General features: G+C 56.7%; 17 protein-coding genes. 6 read left to right on the forward strand and 11 right to left on the reverse strand.

From position 1 onward, the window contains the following. Positions 1 to 67: 67 nt before the first annotated feature. From BUB72_RS12600 to BUB72_RS12610, 3 genes are all read right to left on the reverse strand, one after another. Positions 68 to 1,018 carry a DMT family transporter gene (locus BUB72_RS12600; protein WP_073144276.1) on the reverse strand — a complete coding sequence of 317 codons (951 nt, stop codon included), beginning with the start codon at positions 1,016 to 1,018 and terminating at the stop codon, positions 68 to 70. 10 nt (positions 1,019 to 1,028) lie between these two features. Then, a complete protein-coding gene (gene leuB, locus BUB72_RS12605) occupies positions 1,029 to 2,135 on the reverse strand; it encodes a 3-isopropylmalate dehydrogenase (RefSeq protein ID WP_073144278.1) in 1,107 nt (368 codons plus the stop codon). 67 nt (positions 2,136 to 2,202) lie between these two features. Next, positions 2,203 to 3,129, reverse strand: coding sequence for a LysR family transcriptional regulator (locus BUB72_RS12610; protein ID WP_073144280.1), 927 nt, complete (start codon positions 3,127 to 3,129; stop codon positions 2,203 to 2,205). A 93-nt stretch (positions 3,130 to 3,222) separates the two neighbouring features. On the opposite strand from BUB72_RS12610, the gene BUB72_RS12615 reads away from it, so the two are divergent. Continuing rightward, positions 3,223 to 4,167, forward strand: coding sequence for a Rossmann-fold NAD(P)-binding domain-containing protein (locus tag BUB72_RS12615; protein WP_073144282.1), 945 nt, complete (start codon positions 3,223 to 3,225; stop codon positions 4,165 to 4,167). On the opposite strand, the gene BUB72_RS19105 is transcribed toward BUB72_RS12615, so the two are convergent. The 3 genes from BUB72_RS19105 to BUB72_RS12630 all read right to left on the reverse strand — a co-directional run bounded on the left by BUB72_RS19105 (position 4,066) and on the right by BUB72_RS12630 (position 7,188). Next, the gene (locus tag BUB72_RS19105; protein ID WP_073144284.1) at positions 4,066 to 4,986 is read right to left on the reverse strand and encodes an endonuclease/exonuclease/phosphatase family protein; all 921 of its coding nucleotides are present in this window, start codon (positions 4,984 to 4,986) and stop codon (positions 4,066 to 4,068) included. The genes BUB72_RS12615 and BUB72_RS19105 overlap by 102 nt on opposite strands. 50 nt (positions 4,987 to 5,036) lie before the next feature. Further along, positions 5,037 to 5,966 carry a hypothetical protein gene (locus BUB72_RS12625; protein ID WP_245814822.1) on the reverse strand — a complete coding sequence of 310 codons (930 nt, stop codon included), beginning with the start codon at positions 5,964 to 5,966 and terminating at the stop codon, positions 5,037 to 5,039. 205 nt (positions 5,967 to 6,171) lie between these two features. Further along, positions 6,172 to 7,188 (reverse strand): helix-turn-helix domain-containing protein, encoded by a 1,017-nt coding sequence (locus BUB72_RS12630; protein ID WP_073144287.1) that lies wholly within the window; start codon positions 7,186 to 7,188, stop codon positions 6,172 to 6,174. A 133-nt stretch (positions 7,189 to 7,321) separates the two neighbouring features. On the opposite strand from BUB72_RS12630, the gene BUB72_RS12635 reads away from it, so the two are divergent. Next, positions 7,322 to 8,341 carry an alpha/beta hydrolase family protein gene (locus BUB72_RS12635; protein ID WP_175549160.1) on the forward strand — a complete coding sequence of 340 codons (1,020 nt, stop codon included), beginning with the start codon at positions 7,322 to 7,324 and terminating at the stop codon, positions 8,339 to 8,341. 55 nt (positions 8,342 to 8,396) lie between these two features. Here BUB72_RS12635 and leuD read toward each other — a convergent pair whose 3' ends face one another. Continuing rightward, the gene (leuD, locus tag BUB72_RS12640) at positions 8,397 to 9,002 is read right to left on the reverse strand and encodes a 3-isopropylmalate dehydratase small subunit (protein ID WP_073144289.1); all 606 of its coding nucleotides are present in this window, start codon (positions 9,000 to 9,002) and stop codon (positions 8,397 to 8,399) included. Between the two features lie 157 nt (positions 9,003 to 9,159). On the opposite strand from leuD, the gene BUB72_RS12645 reads away from it, so the two are divergent. After that, positions 9,160 to 10,371, forward strand: a complete 1,212-nt coding sequence (locus BUB72_RS12645) for a TsoY family (seleno)protein (protein WP_073144291.1) — start codon at positions 9,160 to 9,162, stop codon at positions 10,369 to 10,371. A 112-nt stretch (positions 10,372 to 10,483) separates the two neighbouring features. Here the strand turns inward: BUB72_RS12645 and leuC are convergent, their stop codons facing one another. Further along, the gene (leuC, locus tag BUB72_RS12650; protein WP_073144293.1) at positions 10,484 to 11,890 is read right to left on the reverse strand and encodes a 3-isopropylmalate dehydratase large subunit; all 1,407 of its coding nucleotides are present in this window, start codon (positions 11,888 to 11,890) and stop codon (positions 10,484 to 10,486) included. Between the two features lie 236 nt (positions 11,891 to 12,126). Here leuC and BUB72_RS12655 point away from each other — a divergent pair, with 236 nt between their 5' ends. Both BUB72_RS12655 and BUB72_RS12660 read left to right on the forward strand, forming a co-directional pair. Next, on the forward strand, positions 12,127 to 13,554 hold the full coding sequence (locus tag BUB72_RS12655) for a mechanosensitive ion channel family protein (protein ID WP_083588652.1): 1,428 nt from the start codon (positions 12,127 to 12,129) through the stop codon (positions 13,552 to 13,554). After that, positions 13,541 to 14,923, forward strand: coding sequence for an amidase (locus BUB72_RS12660; protein WP_073144295.1), 1,383 nt, complete (start codon positions 13,541 to 13,543; stop codon positions 14,921 to 14,923). Before BUB72_RS12655 ends, BUB72_RS12660 begins: the two co-directional genes overlap by 14 nt. On the opposite strand, the gene BUB72_RS12665 is transcribed toward BUB72_RS12660, so the two are convergent. Beyond that, a complete protein-coding gene (locus BUB72_RS12665; protein WP_073144297.1) occupies positions 14,904 to 15,122 on the reverse strand; it encodes a helix-turn-helix domain-containing protein in 219 nt (72 codons plus the stop codon). The two genes, BUB72_RS12660 and BUB72_RS12665, sit on opposite strands and share 20 nt — an antisense overlap. Further along, positions 15,122 to 15,652: a DUF2975 domain-containing protein gene (locus BUB72_RS12670; protein WP_073144299.1), complete on the reverse strand. Its 531-nt coding sequence runs from the start codon at positions 15,650 to 15,652 to the stop codon at positions 15,122 to 15,124. Before BUB72_RS12670 ends, BUB72_RS12665 begins: the two co-directional genes overlap by 1 nt. A gap of 66 nt (positions 15,653 to 15,718) precedes the next feature. Here BUB72_RS12670 and BUB72_RS12675 point away from each other — a divergent pair, with 66 nt between their 5' ends. Then, positions 15,719 to 16,246, forward strand: coding sequence for a hypothetical protein (locus BUB72_RS12675; RefSeq protein ID WP_073144301.1), 528 nt, complete (start codon positions 15,719 to 15,721; stop codon positions 16,244 to 16,246). Between the two features lie 54 nt (positions 16,247 to 16,300). Here the strand turns inward: BUB72_RS12675 and BUB72_RS12680 are convergent, their stop codons facing one another. Continuing rightward, positions 16,301 to 16,720, reverse strand: a complete 420-nt coding sequence (locus tag BUB72_RS12680) for a c-type cytochrome (protein WP_073144303.1) — start codon at positions 16,718 to 16,720, stop codon at positions 16,301 to 16,303. Positions 16,721 to 16,882: the final 162 nt, after the last annotated feature.

Raw genomic sequence — 16,882 nt, forward strand, 5'->3', positions numbered from 1 at the left:
GGTCCAAGCTAACGGGCATTCGAGCGAAGGCAATCCGGCCACACGGCTATGTGACGCGCTGACCCGCCTATTTCTTCGGCTGGAACGGCTTCATGAAGGACCCAATACGCGGCGATGTTCCCGTCTCAGGGCGTGACCGCGTGTTGAGAACAGGGGTTCCTGATGTCGTGGACCGGCTTTCGCGCAGCACGATATACATGCCGCTGGCGATGATAATGGCGGAGCCTACGAGCGTTCCAAAGTCAGGCCATTCATCAAAGAACAACGCGCCGTAGACCGTCGCCCAAAGGATCTGGCTATACTGCATTGGCGCGACAATCACGGCTTCGCCGGTATTGTAGGCTCCGATCAAGAAGCGGCCAGCGATCCATGCGAAAACTGCGACGATGGCAATGAGCCCAAGGTCTTCGATTGGCATCGGCACGTAAACTGTTGGCAGCAATGCCCCCATCACCAGAAAGTTTGCCATCATTGGATAGAGCATGATCACAACCGTCCGCTCTTCACGCCCGATCTTGCGCACGATCACCGAGGCAAATGCCCCGCCAACTGCGCAAGCAAGCGCCGCCAGGTGGCCCAAACCAAGCTCTGTCTGTCCAGGGCGCAGCACGACCAAGACACCGCAGAGGCCCACCAATACGGCAAGCCAACGACGCAGGCGAACCTCCTCCCCCAGAATCGGGATGGCGAGGACGGTAATTAACAAGGGCGAGGCGAATATGATGGCGTAGACTTGCGCCAAGGGCAGGACCGAAAACGCATAGAACGCTGAGAATCCGGTGATCACGGCAGCAACTGTCCGCGCAACCATCCAATACGGGTGCCGCGGTATCAGTGTCCCGCTGGTCTGGTCCCGTAACAGCCAAAGCGTGGCCAACGGAAAGCTGAGGACAACCGAAAAGAACACGATCTGTATGGGCGAGTATGTCCCGCCCAATACTTTGATGACGATGTCATGCGTCGCGAAAATTCCGAACGCAACCAGTGCAAGCAATGCGCCTTTTGCATTCGGAGTCATTAGCAATCCCCTACAGGCTGGCGTCCAGCGCGGCCAGAATGACATCGCCCATTTCGGTGGTGGATACGGGTGTGCCGCCGTCAGGGCCCATCAGGTCGGCGGTGCGAACACCATCAGCTAGAACCTTCTCGACGGCCTTTTCCAGACGGGTCGCTTCTTCGCCTTCGTCGAACGAATAGCGCAGGGCCATTGCAAAGCTGAGGATACAGGCGATCGGGTTGGCTTTGCCTTGACCCGTGATGTCCGGGGCGGAGCCGTGTACCGGCTCGTAAAGTGCCTTCGGGCGACCTTCAGCATTGGGCAGGCCCAGCGACGCGGACGGCAACATGCCAAGGCTACCGGTCAACATGGCGGCGCAGTCGGACAGCACGTCACCGAACAGGTTGTCTGTAACGATCACGTCGAACTGTTTGGGCGCACGGACCAGCTGCATTGCACCGTTGTCGGCATACATGTGGGACAGTTCCACATCCGGATATTCCGCGTCATGGATTTCCTGAACCACATCGCGCCACAGGATGCCGGACTCCATCACGTTGGCTTTTTCCATGGAGCAAACCTTGTTGCTCCGCTTGCGTGCCAGCTCGAATGCGGAACGGGCGACGCGCGCAATCTCGGACTCGGTGTAGCGTTGCGTGTTCACACCCACGCGCTCGTTGCCCTCTTTGTGGATACCGCGAGGCTCCCCGAAATACACGCCAGAGGTCAGTTCGCGGACGATCATGATGTCGAGACCGGACACGATATCTTTCTTCAACGAGGAGAAGTCGGCCAAGGCATCGAAACACTGGGCAGGGCGCAAGTTCGAGAACAGGTCCATCTCTTTGCGCAAGCGCAGAAGGCCGCGTTCCGGCTTCACCGAGAAGTCGAGATTGTCGTATTTCGGGCCGCCAACGGCACCCAGCAGAACCGCATCAACTTCCATCGCGCGGGCCATGGTTTCATCCGACAGCGGCACGCCATGCTTGTCATAGGCAGCGCCGCCAACAAGGTCAGTTTCCACGTCGAACTTCAAATCACGCTTTTCACCGAACCAGTCGATGATACGCGTCACTTGCGCCATTACTTCAGGGCCGATGCCGTCGCCCGGCAGGATCAGGATGGAAGGGTTGGACATGGACTGCGCTCCGTCAAAAAATGAGTCCTCAGCGGGGTATCGCGCACGGCCTATGGGGTCAAGGTTGCTAGGGTGAATGCATGATCGGAATAGAGTTGTCTTGCGACAGATCCGGCTTCAATCCGTTCTCCAAAACCTTCCAAACCGCCGCAACACGAGGGGTGTGCCGAAGGGCCTCGTGCGTGGTCAACCACAGCTCCAATCCGGGAACCGGAAAATGAGGAAGTACAGCCTCAACCTCAGGCATGCGCGCGCCCAGATTGCAGGCCATTACGCCGATACCGGCCCCAGCGCGGATCATCTCGCAATGCACTTGTTGCGCATCACACCGGAATGCAAAATCTTGTCGCGTTAACTGCCACCCCAACTTCGCGGCACCGCGAATAAACCGCTCGGAACGATCGTAGCCCAGCAAGTCATGCTGCATTAGTTCTTCGATATTGGACGGTGTGCCGCGACGCTCCAGATAGCTTTTCGCTGCAAAGAACCCCAGTTTCAGAATGCCTATTTTCTTTGTAATCACCTCAAGTTGGGTCGGGCGGTACATGCGGACAGCGATATCCGCTTCGCGGAACAACAGGTTCTCGCTTAGGTCCGTGGCGTTCAATTCGATCTGGATATCGGGATGATCAATACGCAAACGGGCCAACACGGGTGGCAGGGAGTATAGCGCCGTGAAGTCACTCGCGGTGATGCGCACTGTCCCTTGCAAAGAGTTGTCATGTCCCGCCGCTGCTGTCGCCAAACCCGAAGCAGCTTCTGCCATTGCCGTCGCATGGGGAAGAAGCGCCTCGCCCTCGCCCGTAAGGCTCAACCCTTTTGGCTGGCGGTAGAACAAGGCAATGCCAAGCTGCTCCTCCATCGCTTTTACCTGTCGACCCAAAGTCGGCTGGCTCACACCCAAGGCACGCGCTGCACCTGATAGCGAGCCCTCGGCCACCACCGAGAGGAAGGCTTGGATCAACGTCCAATCGAGTCTGTCTATACGTTCCATTCATATATGAATATCAGACATCCGAATTTTGGCAATTTCATTTCATATTTGAATGAGTGACGTTAAGGCAATTCCGCTTCAGGAGATTTCAAGATGACCAAAACTGTTCTCATTCTCGGCGCTAACGGTCGCTTTGGCCGCAATGCCGCTGCCGCATTTTCATGGGCAAACTGGAACGTCATCCGCTTCGACCGCGCAACAGATGCACTTCCGGATGCCGCGTGGGGGGCCGACATAATCGTCAACGCGTGGAACCCCGCCTATCCCGATTGGGCGAAACTGGTACCACAACTGACCAAGCAAATCATCGACACGGCCAAGGATACCGGTGCCACAGTTCTGATTCCAGGGAACCTTTACAACTACGGCGCTGATATGCCCGCAGAGCTGAACGAAGCGACGCAACACAGACCGACAGGCCCCTTGGGTGAAATTCGCGAAACTATGGAGCGCGCCTATAAAGACGCGGGAGTGCGAACGATTGTGCTACGTGCAGGCGACTTCATCGACACTTCTGCAAGCGGGAATTGGTATGACAAAGTCATCACTGCGAAACTCCGCAAACGCTTCGTCGACTACCCCGGCGATCTGGACACGCCGCACTCTTGGGCCTTTTTGCATGATCTGGCCGACGCAGCCGTGATGCTGGCCGAGCAAGCTGATGACCTGCCCGACTTCTTCGACATCAACTTTCCCGGATACACCCTGACCGCACGGGAGCTTCACCATGCATTGGAGCAGGTCACCGAGCGGCAATTAGCCTTACGTCAAATGCCATGGTGGCCATTGCTGGCGGCCAAGCCATTCTGGCCAATGGCAAAACCGCTGCTGGAAACACGCTACCTTTGGAACACTCCGCATAGTGTCAAATCGAAGCGCTTCGCCGATCTTCTTCCAGATTTTGTGCCAACGCCGTTGCATGACGCCATCGCAGCATCATTGCAAGGTAACGTCGACCCAGACCGGATAGTGCCGCGACTCTCCGGAACTCTGCGGCGTCCGTTCAACTTTTGCTGCCCGTACTCGAAGGCGACGTGACGGCAAGACGTAATCCACCCGAAGCGCCAGACCAAATGCCCATTCAGCGGTAATCCCTCCGTTTGCGTCAGTCCGATGCGGGTCTTGCAAGGCATCGTGGTTCAGCAGGCTTTGAATGGCAGCGCGATGCCCTTCACCGCCTGACGGGTCGTTGTTCAAAGTGCCAAGCAAGACGAATGGCATCTGCTGAAGTGCAGGCTGCTCGATATGGCGACGCCAGAACCGAAGCTCTGCGGCATTGCGCAATCCGTTGCGATCCTCTGGACCGTCGAAAGCGGGGGTCGAGGCATGTGACGTCAGAACACGCAGCGGCCCTTTCGGTGTCTGGATCACGACATCCCACGCGCCAACGGTATGGAGTGGCAACACTGCCAAAACGGCATCGGGGAAAAACCCGCCTGCAGGCAGATCTGGCGTTTCCTGGTCGCGCCATAGAACATCACTCAAGTTTCGGGTTTGCCCGTCGACAAGAGGGAATCGCGACAACAAAAGCATTCCCCCCTGACCCGCAAAGCGCCCGTAACCCAGCATATCCCTAGGCTCTCCCAGCTTGCCGTTCCGGTCCAGATCGGAACCGCTCCCGATCCCGGTGTTCGGGCGCGCTGTGTAGGAGAACGGCATTTCGTGCCCCATGCCAGCCAAACGGGTCTGGATTAAATGAGCCGCTATCCGGTCATGATCAAAATCAACGTTCTGCAAGACCACGATGTCCGGAGCGAGATGCGCAATAGGTCTTAGCTCGACATCCGCCTTTGCTGCCATCAGATCGCGCACAAGCAAAGCCGGCCCGTCACGAGACAGGCCGGTGTGGTAAGTCATAATTCGGTAGGTATCCGCCGCCGCAGGCAAAGCTGCGACAAGCAGGAAGGTCAGGCAGGCAGCAAGCCAGCGGCCACAGCACGCGCGCCACGCATCCGCTTTTCGTCGATCATGTCGGCGATGCGGTTCATCGCGATGCCGCGCATGAACAGGCTTGCGGGAAGGAAGGCCCATATGGAAATCATCCAAACCAGTGTTTGCGGCGAATCCATCATCGACGCATTGAACAGCCCCGAGGCGGATCGCGCCACGGCAGGGGTCAAGAATGGCAGGAAGAACCCTAACGCAATGTTAAAGCGCGCGTCGCGGTTCAACCGTGTCACGACATCCGCACCCATAGTTGGGTCAAAGGTCGGCAGGTTGGTCCAGAAGTTGAATGCCTGTGTGCGGTTTGGCCAACCCATTACCCGCAGAACAATCAGAAACACGGCCAGCGTCAGCAAGGACACAAGATAGCTCACACCGACGGCGGCACGCATCAGGTTCATGTGCTCCACGTTGCTTTGGTCAGGAACCAGCAACATGATCAGGCGAACCGGACTGTACGGGAAGTCGATGACATAGCCCACAAGATGCCCGACAGCCTGAACGAAGCGGGTCAGGGTCGTCGGCTCATAGAGGCCGCGGAAGATGATCGAAAGCAGAAACACCGTCACAAAAAGCGAAAGGAAGCGCACGCGGTTAAACGGCGGTGCATTGCGGAATTCTATCAGGCAAGGATAGGTGGAGCCGTATTCGATGAGCGTAATCAAACCCGCGAAGAGTCCTACCAGCACGACCATTTGTGTCGTGTCTTGCGTCACTCCCGGAAGCAATAGAGATGGCGTGCAAATCAACAGCACGACAAACATTGCGCGGGCGACCGCGCCTGTCAGGCGTGATACCACGTCGATAAACCCCTCAACCCGAGCGGGTCCGATACTTTGCCGAACCCTGTCCCAGAAAGATGATCCTTTGGCTTCTGCCGAAAGGTGCCTCATTTTCGCCTCAGTTTTGCCTAGATTCAGATACTCCTTCAACCATCTGATAAGACTGAGGGATTTTATTGGAAGATTCCGTGGTATTCTTGTGTCACTCGAAATCGCCCATTCGCGCATCTAGACAAGCGGATATGCCCATCCGCAATATCTGGGGCGAAACATGGCAGCAATGTGTGGCGTCCTCGTGAACGGCCACGCCGACAGATTAACCATACCCTTCGTTTTCAGCCTGAAGTTTCAACCATTGGCTTGGGGCTGCGTGCTTGATCCGAAGGAACTCGCGGTTGAAATTCGACTTGGTATTGAAGCCCGCCGTGAGCATTGCCGAGGTAACGCTCTCCCCGTGTTGCAGCGCTTTGCAAGCCACATCCACGCGCCGCGCATTGATATAACGTGACACGTTTTCACCCGTAGTCCGGTTAATGGCGCCCGACACTGCCTTGACCGGAAGCACCAACCGTCGAGCGATCTGGTTGAGGGTGAGATCCGGATCAAGGTAGAGCTTCTGCTGCATCATAAGAGCTTCAAGGCGCGCCATGATCTTGGCATCCTCTTCAGGGTCGGATTGCGTTTTTGGCTCGGAAGCCTCGTCGTCATCCGCAGTCTGCGTCCAGAGACTGCTCGACAAACTCAACGCCCCCAAGAGCAGCAACATCCCGGTGGATGACACAGCGACGATCCAAGGTTGCCACGCGCCTTGATCAAAAATCTGCGCCAGAACGATCGCGGCATCCCCTAGGGCCGACACGATCAAGGACACGCCAATGACCCGCCAGATCAAGCCAGGCACATTGCCCGCCGAAAGCCGCGTGATCGGCAATGCGTCGGAGCCGCGCGACGACACGATAAGAATGGCCACACCGTAACCGACGAACACCGCCGGAATCAGGAAATCAAGCGGTGTGCGTGCAAAGACAACACAGAACGCGATGAAAGCCGGGACCAAAGCGTGGGGCAAGTGGCGGCGCGGATCGAACCGACGCACCGCAGATGTCTCGAACGCCACCCACGCCAAGGGTGGAATAGCAGCAGCTGTAATCGGCTGGATCGCAAGCGCCCAAGAGACCCCGTAATGCTGGCTTAGTGAAATTATCAAACTTTGCACGGCGCTTTGAAGCAGCAAGACAGCGATGAAGCTACGCCCGCGCCCATCCACGATCAGCTTTAGGAACAGGAACGCCAGAACGAGGCTTCCGAATAGGGGAATGGGCAATACGGGCATCAAGAATGGTCCTTTCGACGCCCTTGCTAGTCCTAGATCGCGTTCTGCTCGACCTAAAACCGGTTTTGGGACGCTCAAGCCCGCATTTTCTCGCATCACTGCTTCAGTCACATCACATATCAGGAACTCCACTATGAAACACATCACACTTCTTGCAGCATTGAGCTTGGCACCGTCCGTAGCTTTTGCAGAGACAAACATCGGCATGGCCGACTTCACCTACGAGGCCGCGCATCATGGCAAGCCGGTCTCGTCGGTCATCTGGTATCCATCCAGCGAGGGCGGCACTATAACTCGCGCGGCAGAGAATGCCGTGTTCTACGGGGTAGACGCCCGCCAAGACGGGCCATTGTCGGAAGGGGGCAAGCTGCCCGTGGTTCTATTATCCCACGGCCTCGGGGGAAACTGGCGGTCGCTCGCGTGGTTGGCCGAAGACTTGGCCAGTCAAGGCGCACTTGTTATTTCCGTGAACCATCCCGCCAGCTCGACATTTGATTTCGACATGGGAGAAGGCCTGAAACACTGGACCCGTGCTCGGGACATGTCGCGGGCATTGGATAAGCTGATGGACGATCCGACATTCTCGGGCCGTATCGACACCAGCCGCATCATGGCTGCAGGGTTTTCCTATGGGGGCTGGACGGCACTTTCACTGGGCGGCGTTACAGGCAATTTGGCGGGCGAGATTGCAGAATGTGACGTGCAGGGGGACGCTTCGAGCCATTGTGGCGACCTTAAGAAAGCCGGAGTTAGCTTCGGTGATCTGAAAGCTGATATGTGGGACGCATCATACAAGGATGCGCGGATCACCCATGTCGCGGCCATGGATCCCGCGCTGCACCACGGTTTCAAACAAGCCAACGTGGCGGACCTGACCGCTGACACGGTTTTGATCGCACTGGGTGAAGGGGCTGACCGTTTGGTGGCCACAGATTTCGACGCAAGTGGTTTTGTGGACCTGTTGCCGGACGCCAAGGTGCTTCGGATTGCTCCGGCCTTTCACTTTAGCTTGCTACCACTTTGCAAACCGGCAGGTGCGGAGATTTTGAAGGAAGAGAAGGATGATCCGGTTTGTACCGATCCTGAAGGCGCTGATCGCGCGCAGATCCACGCTGCTGTGATTGAAGCACTGTCCAAGCAACTGGGTCTTTAAAATGAAAATGGCCAGCCTCCGTTCGGGGCTGGCCATCTTGCTCATCTAATTTGCGTTAGACCCAGGGGCGCTCGGCACCGGCCTTCGCCTCGAACGCCTTAACGCTGGCGACCTTTTCCATGGTCAAGCCGATGTCGTCCAAACCATTCATCAGGCAGTGCTTTTTAAAGTTATCCACTTCGAAGCTGAAAACTTCGCCATCGGAGGTCGTCACAGTCTGTGCCTCAAGGTCGATGGACATGCGGGCGTTCGCACCCTTCTCCGCGTCCTTCATCAGCACGTCGACCTGTTCTTGTGGCAGAACGATCGGAAGGATGCCGTTCTTGAAACAGTTGTTATAGAAGATGTCAGCATAGCTGGGCGCGATAACGCAGCGGATACCGAAGTCCTTGATCGCCCAAGGCGCATGCTCACGCGAAGAACCGCAGCCGAAGTTGTCGCCAGCGACCAGAATCTCTGCCTCGCGGTATTGCGGTTTGTTTAAGACGAAGTCGGCGATTTCGTTGCGGTCGTCGTCATAGCGCATTTCGTCGAACAGGTTCACACCCAGCCCGGAGCGCTTGATGGTCTTCAGGAACTGCTTGGGAATGATCATGTCGGTGTCGACATTGATCAGGGGCATCGGTGCGGCGATCCCGGTGAGTGTTTCGAACTTGTCCATGGTCGACTCCTTGTCAGACGGTCGCGCCCTTGTGCCAAAGCTCTATCGCCTATGCAAGATGGCCTGCATTGAATCAGTGAACAGCTTGACTTGGATCAAATCAGAACAAGGCAAAATAACACATTCAATAAACGTAATATGATTAGGAGATGAGTCGATGTCGACAGAGCAAACCAGTCCGCGGCCGACCTATGGCCCGCTATATTTCCTCGCAGCCCTAGGGGCTGGAGGGCTTACAGTAACCTTCTTTCTATACCTGATGTTCTGGGTGCCGCATGCGGGCCGTTCTGTTCCGGTGTTCGAAGATATCATGGCGGCATTCGTTGCAGGCACGATGCTGACAAAGATTATGATCTCCATCGCATGGGCAGGAATCGCTATATTTTCGGCGCTGCTGGTTCAGATGCTGGTTTGGAATCTGCGTGAAATGGCACGCTTTCGCAAAACCGAAGGCTTCACGGCGCTGCACGCCGGTAACGCTGAATCGCAGATGATGGCAATTCCTCTCACCCTAGCCATGGGTGTGAACGGGGGATTCATTCTGGGGTTGGTGTTCGTTCCGGGTCTTTGGTCGATTGTCGAATACCTGTTCCCGCTGGCGATGGTCACCTTTGTTGCTATCGGCGTTTACGGGCTTCGTCTCTATGGTAAATTTCTGGGCCGCATACTGACGTCGGGCGGGTTTGAATGCTCGAAAAACAACTCTTTCGCACAAGCGTTACCAGGCTTTGCCTTCGCGATGGTGGCTGTTGGCCTTGCTGCACCTGCCGCGATGAGTTCCAACCTTGCGACTGTCGGGATCAGCCTGATCCTGTCGTCGTTCTTCGTCATCATTGCCGTCCTGATTGCGGGGTCCGCGATGCTGTTGGGGCTACGGTCCATGATGGAGCACGGGGCGAACGAAGACTCGGCTCCAACTTTGTTGATTGGGATTCCACTGCTGACCGTTATCGGCATTGCACTTATGAGACAGGTACACGGATTGCATGCCCAGTTTGGGGCGCATGGCGAAAACGTGGATAGTTTCAACATGCTGACAGTCATCGTCATGGTACAGATCGCCTTCGCACTGTTCGGTCTCGTGGTGCTTCGGGCGCAGGGCTATTTCAGCAAGTACGTGTCCGGCGACCAAGTATCCGCAGGGAGCTATGCGTTGATCTGCCCGGGGGTAGCGATGTCGGTGATGCTACAGTTCTATGTGAACAAGGGCCTCGTGGGCATGGGTATGATCGAGAAGTTCTCGACCGTTTATTGGCTGGCCAGCACGCCCGCGCTGTTGATCCAGTTCGGCACGATCGCCCTGCTGGTCATGCTGAACACCAAGCATTTCTGGGGCGGCACGAAGCCGATGTCGGCGCTGCCTGCCTAGGTCGCTCACAACTTACAAATAAGGCCCGACACATGGAAATGTATCGGGCCTTAATTTGTCCAAACTCTACGTCACGCCCAAGACTTTAAGCGGAACGTACAGATCGCTGAGACTACATAACCTCGCGCACATCCGTCAGATGGCCGGAAATGGCGGCGGCGGCGGCCATCGCTGGCGACAGCAAATGGGTGCGACCGCCACGACCTTGGCGGCCCTCGAAGTTACGGTTGGAGGTAGCCGCGCAACGCTCCCCCGGAGCCAGTTGGTCTGGGTTCATCGCAAGACACATGGAGCAGCCCGCCAAACGCCATTCAAAACCGGCATCCTGGAATATTTGAGCCAAACCTTCTTCTTCTGCCTGAGCACGGACCAGACCGGAACCCGGAACGACCATCGCCCGCATTCCGTCCTTGATCTTCTTGCCCTTCAGGATTGCAGCCGCTGCGCGCAAATCCTCGATACGGCCGTTGGTACAGGAGCCGATAAAGACCGTGTCGATCTTGATCTCGGACAGCGGGGTGCCGGGGGTCAGGCCCATATAGTCGAGGGACCGCTGGACAGCTTCGACCTTGCCACCTTTGAAGTCGGAAGGCGACGGCACTTTGGCGGTAATCGGCAGAACGTCCTCGGGGGAAGTACCCCAAGTGACGGACGGCGCGATGTCTTCACCTTTGAGGGTGATGACCTTGTCGAAATGCGCGCCTTCGTCGGTGAAGAGCGTTTTCCAGTATGTCACGGCAGCTTCCCACTCGGCACCCTTTGGTGCGTGGGGGCGGCCCATGCAGTATTCATAAGTCTTCTCATCTGGCGCAATCAAGCCAGCGCGGGCGCCGCCTTCGATAGCCATATTGCAGACCGTCATGCGGCCTTCCATCGACAGGTCGCGGATGGCTTCGCCGCAATATTCGATGACGTAGCCGGTGCCGCCAGCGGTGCCGGTCTCGCCAATAACGGACATGGTGATGTCCTTAGCCGTCACACCGGGCTTCAGCTTGCCGGTGATTTCAACCTTCATATTTTTCGACTTTTTCTGGATCAGCGTTTGCGTTGCCAGAACGTGCTCGACCTCGGAAGTGCCGATACCGTGAGCGAGCGAGCCGAACGCGCCATGGGTGGCGGTGTGGCTATCGCCGCAAACGACGGTCATGCCGGGAAGGGTCCAGCCCTGCTCTGGGCCGACGATATGCACGATGCCTTGGCGAACGTCGGACACAGGGTAGTAATGCAGCCCGAATTCCTTGGCGTTCTTGTCGAGTGCTTCGACCTGAACGCGGCTGTCTTCGGTCATGGTCTTTGCGTTTGCACGGTCGAGCGTGGTTGGCACATTGTGGTCCGGTACGGCGATGGTTTTGTCCGGTGCGTGAACGGTGCGTCCCGCCATGCGCAGGCCTTCGAATGCCTGCGGGGACGTCACTTCATGAACCAGATGGCGGTCGATATAGAGCAGGCAGGTGCCGTCCTCGGCCTCATGGGCAAGGTGGGCATTCCAGATTTTGTCGTAAAGCGTCTTGGGGGACATGATGGTCCTCTCCCGAATTGGTGAGTTTAAAGGCTGACAGACAACGGACGCTTATAGGTACGCGGTCACTGAAAACGTCGCGCCGTAAAAGCGTTCGCGCAGTCGCGCGCGGTCGTCGATGTCAAATACAGGCGTCATGGAACATGCAGATACACCTGCGCGTTGAGTCTCGCAAGGTCTGGCGCTTGCGGGTTTTCATCCCACATGCGAGGCTAAAATCAAAACAAGGGAGCAACATGGCAGACGACACCGGCACAGGCAGAGCCTTTCCCAATCAGATCGACGGCACGACACCCTCAGCTCCGGCCTCCACACCAAGTGACGCGCCCGGGTTCGTCCCCGAGCTTGCAACGCAACCTGTTACCGATCTGGTTGATCTGGGACAGTCGCTTTACGTACAGGCGGAAATGTTCCTGACCTCGATGTTGCGGCCCTGGAACGCCTACCAACTTGCGATCGCCTTGGGCCTTTGGGCACTGGCCCATATCCTGCGCGCGCTATTGGGACCACCCATCCGGAACTGGATGGGGACCCGTGAAGGCTGGCCGAAGTGGCGAATGCGTATCCTTGTGGTTGTGCATCAGCGGCTGAGACCGATTTTCTTCGTCATGCTCCTATGGATCGCCGTGGTAGTCATGCGCGAGGTCACTTGGCCAAGCCGGTCCTACATTCTCGGCATCATCGCGACCTTGGCAACGGCATGGATTGTCGTGGTATTCGCCACCCGTTTGATTCGGTCCATCTTCTTGCGGCGTACGGTACGATACGGTGCTTGGGCCTATGTGACGCTGCATGTTCTTGGCCTGACCTCGGATGCAGCGCGCCTGCTTGACCGCGCAGCGCTGGAAGCGGGAGAGTTCCGCATATCACTGCTGCTGGTCGTACAAGCAGTGGTCATTCTTGGCGTATTGATCGCTGTCGCGCGGTTCTTCACATCCACCACGTCAAAACGGATTCAATCGAACGAAGACATCTCGCCTTCTATGCGGGTGCTCATCGTCAAGATGCTGCAAATCTCGTTTTACGGAATCGCTTTCTACATCGGTGTAAAGGCCATCGGGATCGACCTGACGGGCCTTGCGGTACTGTCAGGTGCCATCGGTGTTGGCCTTGGTTTTGGTTTGCAAAAGGTCGTGTCGAACCTTGTCTCCGGCGTGATCATTCTGCTCGATAAGTCGATCAAGCCTGGCGACGTTATTTCTTTGGGCGAGACCTTTGGCTGGATCAACACGCTTGGTGCACGCTACGCCTCGGTGGTCACGCGCGACGGGAAGGAATACCTAATCCCGAACGAGGATTTGATCACCAACCAAGTGGTGAACTGGTCGCACTCGGACGACTTTGTGCGGTTGGATATTTTCTTCGGCACCGCATATGGCGATGACCCGCACGAGGTGCGCAAGCTGGCCATTGACGCCGCCAAAGGCGTGGATCGAGTGCTAAGTTTCAAAGCCCCAGTGTGCCACATCGTAGGCTTCGGAGACAGCTCGGTGGACTATATCCTACGGTTCTGGATTCGCGACCCCACGCAAGGGCTGACCAACATTCGCGGAAACGTCTACCTCGCCTTGTGGGACGCGTTCAGCGAGAACAACATCTCCATCCCCTTCCCGCAACGGGAGGTGAAGATGTTGGGCGGCGAGATGCCAAGTGCCCCCGACTGACTTGCTGGATCAAAGCGCCACCGCACAAATCGCGGCGGTTCGGGCCGGAGACATCTCCGCACCCGAGTTGATGGCCGCAACACTGGACCGGATTGCGGAGCGTAACGGGCGGGTAAACGCCATCGTGGCCCTGCGCGAGCGCGACGTTTTGATGGCAGAAGCCACGGCGCAGACAGGAAAACCGCTCGCAGGGCTGCCCATCGCGATCAAGGATCTGGCCGAGACCAAAGGGATTACAACCACCTACGGCTCCCCGCTGTTCAAAACGCATCGTCCTGCGGCGGACAATGCAATGGTTGCAGCGCTGAAAAGCGCAGGTGCCGTGGTAATCGGAAAAACCAACACGCCTGAATTCGGGCTTGGATCGCACAGCTACAACCCCGTCTATGGTGTGACACGGAACCCCTACGACCCCTCATGTTCGGCGGGTGGATCGTCCGGCGGGGCGGGCGCGGCCTTGGCGACGCGTATGGTCGCGTTTGCGGACGGGTCGGACATGATGGGATCACTTCGAAACCCTGCGGCTTGGAACAACGTCTTCGGGTTCAGACCCTCCTACGGGTTGGTCGCCAATAGCGGCCCTGCTGAAAGCTTTTTCAACCAACTGTCCACAAACGGCCCTATGGCGCGGCATATGGGCGATCTGGAATTGCTGCTTGGGCTGCAATCAGCTCATGATCCTGCGCATCCACACTCCAGCGGTCCATACCAATCCACCGAGGGTACAGGCCGTTTGCGCATTGGCTGGCTTGGTGATTGGGGCGGTGCCTACCCGATGGAAAGTGGCGTTTTGGAGCTTTGTGAAAGCGGGCTAAAGGTACTGGAGACGCTCGGGCACGAGGTGGTGACACTGGAGCCGCCGTTTTCAGCGGCGGCTTTGTGGGATTCGTGGATTACCCAGCGCAGTTGGGCCGTCGCCGAGAAACTGCGACCAATCTACAAGGACACATCACAGCGAGACTTTCTAAAACCAGCGGCTATTTGGGAAATCGAGCGCGGCTTGTCCATGTCTGCGCATGAGATTTTCAAGGCGAGCGAAATCCGCTCCGATTGGTTTCGCCGCACGGCAAACTTGCAGGTTGATCTGTTGGCATTGCCATCAGCACAGATGTTCGCCTTTCCCGCGGAATGGGACTGGCCGAAGGAGATCGCTGGCTCCCCCATGGACACCTATCACCGCTGGATGGAGGTGGTGGTGCCTGCTTCACTCACAGGGTTGCCTGCCTTGTCTGTTCCGGTCGGATTCGGGCCAGGTGGAACACCAATGGGGATGCAACTCATCGGTCATCGCGGCAACGACGCGACTGTGCTTGCCTTGGGCCGCGCCTATGAGGCCGCGACCGACTGGGTCAGCCGGCAACCTCGGTAGGAGCCGCTTCCAGCAAATCACCCGGCTGGCAATCTAGGGCTTCGCATATCTTGGCCAAAGTCTCGAACCGGATGCCCTTAACCTTGCCGGATTTAAGCAGGGAGATGTTTTGCTCGGTTATTCCCACACGCTCTGCAAGTTCCCGCGACCGCATCTTGCGAAGCGCTAACATGACGTCAAGGCGAACGATGATCTCCATCACACAAAGCTCTTGTTTTCTTCGGCGACACGCGACGCTTCAAGCATGGCCCATCCTATAAGCAGCATCAGCACGCCCCCTATAAGGTAACCGATACCGATGGATGACACTGCGATGGAAACCGAAATGTCGTCGGAGCCAAGCGTCATCAGGATAGACCAGATCGGCTCTTGCAAAAAGCGTATGAGAGGGAGGGCAACAAGCCCCAATCCAAGGTTGCGAATGGTGTCCGCACAGTCGCGGGACAGATAGTTCTCGCTGGCATACAGGTTGAACAGCTTACGCGCCTGCCACAGCAAATATAGCTGCGCTGACACCGAAAACAGTCCGACGCACAACATGGCTCGCAAGGTTCCGTCTGACAACGGCTGTGCGCCTTCCAGTTCGGGCGCGTTGCTGAGCAGAACAGCGCGACCTGCTTCAATGTCTACAAAGAAATATGAAACTCCCAGCACCACAGCGATCATAATCACCAAGGTGAGAAAACTTAGGATATGGGCGATGCGGGCGACAGAAATGTGACCAGTCATGTTTTCCCTTTTCGAATCATTTTTTATTGTTTTACAGTAAATTTTTAAACCATCAAGGAATATTCGATGAAACTGTCTTGGCTTTTACTTTTGGGATTGTGCGCTTGTAGCAGCTTTTCACCAATGGCGATGGTGCGGCTTGCTGCATTGTCGCCGCTAGATGTTGATCCTGCCGACATCGCCGTCGCTCTGAGCCTGCCGGAGGGGATCACCTTACTCCCCGGATCAGCCGCCATCACGATGTCTGCAAGTCAATCTGAGTTGGGAAAGACTTCAGACGAGCGTTACGTGCTGGACGCACGAGCGGACACAAACGCAAGCACAGTCTATCAGATTGCCCGGAGCGATTTATCCAGATTCCGAGACCAGCAGGCACTGATTTCCACTTGGAAGGAAGCAGATCCAGACGCCACCAAAGGGTCGTTCTCGGTGGATTTGACTGGATGCAGTACCGGAGTCGGACCACAACCGGAAGGGAAAGTGACGGTTTCGATGCGCACCTCATCCGACGGAGCATTCTTCCCTGTGATACAAAACCTACCGTGGTCCAAGGTGTTAAGCGAAACGGATTTGCCGGACTTGCCCGCATGCTGAAACGAAAAACGGCGGCCCAAAAGGGCCGCCGTTTGAGAGTCTAGATCGGAAAGATCAGCTTTCAGGGCTAACCGATACCAGATAGGCCCAAATATTGGCTGCGTCGTCGGCGTCTTTCAATTTGAAAGACATCTTGGATTTAGCACCAGAATCGTCGAGCTTCTCTTTCAGCCACGCTTTCGGGTCAGCAACATAGGCCACGAACTCAGCTTCGTCCCATGCCAAACCGTTTTCACCAACAGCAGCAAGATCCTTGCCGTATTTGAAGTCTTCGGAACCAGCGGTGCGGCCTGGAAGGCCGAACAGATTCGGACCGGTTTTGCCACCTTTGACGATGGAGTTGTCGCCGTCGGCAATCATGTGGCACGACTTACATTTCTTGAATTCTTTTTCGCCTGCAGCGGCGTCGCCCTCGGCAAATGCTGGCGCTGCCAGAAGTGCGGTGGCCATTGTTGCGATTGCTACAAATTTCATGAGCGGAAGCTCCCTTTGGTGAATCTCAGTTTAACCGTAGTACGACCATAGAGATATCAGCGCCGCTTGAAAATGGAACTTTCGTGTGAGCGGGGCAATTTGCCGCCATCTCGCCAAAGCTGAGCAGTTGCGATAGGACGAAGACAACGCAGTATCTTACGA

The organism is Litoreibacter ascidiaceicola (assembly GCF_900129235.1).
Classification (GTDB): domain Bacteria; phylum Pseudomonadota; class Alphaproteobacteria; order Rhodobacterales; family Rhodobacteraceae; genus Litoreibacter; species Litoreibacter ascidiaceicola.